The sequence below is a fragment of the Amycolatopsis sp. WQ 127309 genome (assembly GCF_023023025.1).
GTDB lineage: Bacteria > Actinomycetota > Actinomycetes > Mycobacteriales > Pseudonocardiaceae > Amycolatopsis.
In genome coordinates, this window is record NZ_CP095481.1 from 9,657,653 (window position 1) to 9,659,415 (window position 1,763).

The window sequence follows — 1,763 nt, forward strand, 5'->3', positions numbered from 1 at the left end:
TATCCGAAGGCCCGCTCCAGGTGGTGGATCCGCCATACTGGGTACCGAGAATCATCAGGGAGGGCGACGGTGACCGAAGCCGAAGGCGCGGACTGGGTTCCGGCCGGAGTCGACCGGGCCACGCCCAGCGTCGCGCGGATCTACGACTACCTGCTCGGCGGGGCGCACAACCTGGCCGCCGACCGTGCCGTGGCGCAGCGGCTCACGGACATCCAGCCGGAGGTCGCTCTCGTCGCCCGGCGCAACCGGGCCTTCCTCCGCCGGGCCGTGCGGTTCATGCTCGACGCGGGCATCCGCCAGTTCCTCGACCTCGGCTCCGGCATCCCGACGACCGGGAACGTCCACGAAGTGGCCCAAGCGGTCGACCCGGCCGCCCGGGTCGTCTACGTCGACTACGAGTCCGTCGCCGTCACCCACAGCCGGTTGCTGCTCGCGGACAACCCCTACGCGGCCACGGTCCAGGCCGACATCACGCGCCCCGCCGACGTGCTGAACTCCGGGCCCGTGCGGACCCTGCTCGACCTGACGCAGCCGGTCGGGCTGCTCGCGGTCGCCGTCGGGCACTACCTGCCACCGGAAGCCGACGTCCCCCGGGTGTTCGCCACCTACCGCGACGCGCTCGCCTCCGGCAGCCAGTTCGCGCTGACCCACCTGACCAACGACTTCGCCGTGCTGGCCGATCCCCGGGTCGCCGAAACGATGCGCTCCACACAGGACCACATCTTCCCCCGGCCGCGAGCGGAGGTACTGGCGTTGTTCCAAGGTTTCGAACTGGTCGAGCCGGGCCTGACCACCAGCGGGAACTGGAAACCCGAGCGGCTGACCGCGGCCGTGCTCCCCCAGGACGACGGACTGTACGCCGGCCTGGGCGTCCGCCACCGGGACGCGCGATTCGAGTCACCGGCTCACTGAACGAGGGCTCGTTCGTCACTCCACCCGGATCGAGACCTCCGTACCTCCCTTGTAGGGCACCCGGACCGAGACGAAGCCGTTGACCGGGTCCCGCAACCAGGACACGTAGCCAGCGTAGTCGCCGCGCATCGCGCCGACGTTGTCGGTGATCACCACCGCTCCCGTGCGCAGCCGTGGCGCGACGAGGCGCAGCACGTCGAGCGCCGCGTCGGGGAAGCCGTCGTTGAGCATGAGGTCGACCGGGCCGTCGAGGTCGCGCAAGGTCTCCAGGGCGTCGCCCGTGCGGATGTCGACGTGGTCCGCCAGACCGGCTTCCCGCACGTGGGCCCGAGCGCGTTCGGCCTTCTCCGGCACCATCTCGGTGCCGATCACCGTGCCGCCGCCGTTGTCCCGCACGGCCGCCGCCAGCCAGATCGTCGACACGCCGAACGACGTCCCGAACTCGACGACGCGTCGAGCGCGCACGGCTCGGGCCTGGGCGTAGCAGTAAGCGGCCTGCTTCCGCCCGAGTGCGAGGAATGCGTCGTCGAAGCGCTCGGCCGCCGCGGGCGGGCGACGCCGCGGCCGGCCGAGCGCGAGCGCGGGGAGATCACCGGCGAGCCGCAGGAGGATCCGTGGCAGCTGCCGGTCGTTCGCCGAGTGCAGGCGACGAAGCACCCCTGCGGCCCGGGTGTCAAGCAGGGCAAGAGGATCGCGGCTGGTCATGTGATCATTGTGGGCGATTCTCCGCGCGCCCGAAACTCGCTTTCGCCGGCCTTTCCGGGGAGGAGCCGTGTTCCGGGCAGCACGGCTTCGAGCTGCGGGAACAGCCCGGCCGGAAGCACCCATGACCGCGAGCTCGCCTCGGCTGC

2 protein-coding genes are annotated in these 1,763 nt (G+C 71.4%); one reads left to right on the top strand and one right to left on the bottom strand.

Going from position 1 to position 1,763, the window contains the following annotated elements:
- Positions 1 to 69: 69 nt before the first annotated feature.
- Positions 70 to 912: an SAM-dependent methyltransferase gene (locus MUY22_RS42725; RefSeq protein WP_247053093.1), complete on the top strand. Its 843-nt coding sequence runs from the start codon at positions 70 to 72 to the stop codon at positions 910 to 912.
- Between the two features lie 15 nt (positions 913 to 927).
- Here the strand turns inward: MUY22_RS42725 and MUY22_RS42730 are convergent, their stop codons facing one another.
- On the bottom strand, positions 928 to 1,617 hold the full coding sequence (locus MUY22_RS42730) for an O-methyltransferase (protein WP_247053095.1): 690 nt from the start codon (positions 1,615 to 1,617) through the stop codon (positions 928 to 930).
- Positions 1,618 to 1,763 lie beyond the last annotated feature (146 nt).

Coding starts and splice junctions, on each gene's coding strand:
- MUY22_RS42730 (WP_247053095.1), bottom strand. CDS start 1,617: ATGACCAGCCGCGATCCTCTTGCCCTGCTTGACACCCGGGCCGCAGGG.